This is a genomic window from Candidatus Cardinium sp. cBcalN2, assembly GCF_022810445.1.
Taxonomy (GTDB): Bacteria; Bacteroidota; Bacteroidia; order Cytophagales; family Amoebophilaceae; genus Cardinium.
This window is the reverse complement of sequence record NZ_JAACGD010000007.1, coordinates 1-1,658: the sequence shown is the minus strand read 5'-3', so window position 1 is coordinate 1,658 and position 1,658 is coordinate 1. Positions and strand designations below refer to the sequence as shown.

Below are 1,658 nucleotides of genomic sequence, written 5' to 3'. Positions count from 1 at the left end.
TAAACTAAGCCTACAGTAACTTTTTTCATCAGCGCTTGATTTTTTCGCTACTTTTTGATCAAGCAAAAAGTAGCATTAAAAAACTTATTTTTTACGAGTGTCATGAACAAATGCTTTCATCAAGCAAAAAGTAGATATAACACCTTACCCATTCCCCAATAAAACCATCACTAGACTATGCGCAACAGAATAAGGAACAATTTGCAAAATCCGCATGGTTAATCCATTAAAAATCGTAAAAAACTGCTTCTCTACAGCCATATTGTGTTTTAAACGCCCTATCCAAGTCATAGGCACCTCAGATCCACAATTTTGTGTAGCGATCAAATCAAATGGCATGGTGAGTGCAGATACCACTATACCCAATAGCGTACTAACCAGCATATTAATCCAAACCCCATTGATATCTTTTGTAAATTCATAGGCTAATATACAGGCCGAAGCACTTACTATATTTCTTAAAAGAATAGGGGTAAAGATATCCATAACCTTTTCTTTTCGCTTCATTAAGGCCCCTTTATTAGCGGCAATTTCTTTCGCTTCGCTATACACCGTTACCATGGTTTCGACCATGCCAGCCAAGAAACACTCCCATATGACCAATAAAGTAAAATTATTGATCGTATAATAGCCAGTAGAACAGAGAAACAGCCATTGTGAAAGACCAAATGCCAAGGCAGCTATAACCTGTCGGAGTGCATAAATATGGGCACCAGAAAAAAATAATTTAACATTTCTAGTACGTATACATCTTTTAACAATAGAGGTATAGGATTCGCCTGTTTCTTGATAGACTACTTTTACAAACTGAGCAGGTGTAACCAGGTAAGCCACGATCATACAGGCCATACCATGTGCAAGTGGATCAATAAAAAAATGATATATCAGACTGTTGTGTTGCATAATGTAATAGATTGATAGATAATTGGCTTCAAAAAAATTTTAAGGCTGGCCTAACTACTTGTTTCCTGAACAGTCAATGACGTCAACGTAAGAAATTTATATGCTTTTTTAAATGATAAACAGCATGATATATACCACTTTTTTAATATACTATTATAATTAGTAAGCAAATAAATATAGATCTTAAGTTAACGCCATTGCCTGGACAGATAAGCTTTATAAGGGCTTATCTGATTGGTATTTTCGTTTAAGCACTACCATAATGAAAGAACCAAGAGTGAGCAATAGGTTAGTCAAAAACAATGGCTTATCAGCAGTCATTGCCCCATAGATGGTCCAACTAACTGAAGCAACGGTTAGATTCAAAAGCATCAACATGGAGACGTCATTAACAGATTTTGTTCTATATGACTGTATAATCTGCGGAAGAATAGAGATAACGGCTGTAAATGAACCTATACATGCCACAATATCTAAAAAGGAAATAGGATACACATCCATCAAGACAACCTGAAAAATATTAAGTTTGTACCAGGAGCGGGGATCGAACCCGCATGGCCTAAGGCCACAAGATTTTAAGTCTTGCGTGTATACCAATTCCACCATCCTGGCTTAAGGATTTTTTATCTTGCTTTTTTCTTGATAAAAAAGTAAGCAAAAAATCAAGCCCTGGTAAAAAGCTGCGGAAACCGCCCGTTACAGCCGGAAAAACAGAATCCGCCCTTTAGTCTCCATCTCAACTGTTTTTCTATTTC

At 36.4% G+C, this 1,658-nt stretch carries 2 protein-coding genes and 1 tRNA gene; all 3 read right to left on the bottom strand.

The annotated features are described in order from the left end of the window. Positions 1 to 144 precede the first annotated feature (144 nt). The 3 genes from MUW74_RS00235 to MUW74_RS00225 all read right to left on the bottom strand — a co-directional run bounded on the left by MUW74_RS00235 (position 145) and on the right by MUW74_RS00225 (position 1,515). Positions 145 to 903, bottom strand: a complete 759-nt coding sequence (locus tag MUW74_RS00235; RefSeq protein WP_243517383.1) for a hypothetical protein — start codon at positions 901 to 903, stop codon at positions 145 to 147. 216 nt (positions 904 to 1,119) lie between these two features. Further along, on the bottom strand, positions 1,120 to 1,404 hold the full coding sequence (locus MUW74_RS00230) for a SemiSWEET family sugar transporter (protein ID WP_243517380.1): 285 nt from the start codon (positions 1,402 to 1,404) through the stop codon (positions 1,120 to 1,122). A 28-nt stretch (positions 1,405 to 1,432) separates the two neighbouring features. Then, a tRNA-Leu gene (locus tag MUW74_RS00225) sits at positions 1,433 to 1,515 on the bottom strand. Positions 1,516 to 1,658: the final 143 nt, after the last annotated feature.

What these genes read in the sequence shown, in the direction of transcription:
- MUW74_RS00235 (WP_243517383.1), bottom strand. Translation starts at nt 903, where the DNA reads ATGCAACACAACAGTCTGATATATCATTTTTTTATTGATCCACTTGCA.
- MUW74_RS00230 (WP_243517380.1), bottom strand. Translation starts at nt 1,404, where the DNA reads ATGGATGTGTATCCTATTTCCTTTTTAGATATTGTGGCATGTATAGGT.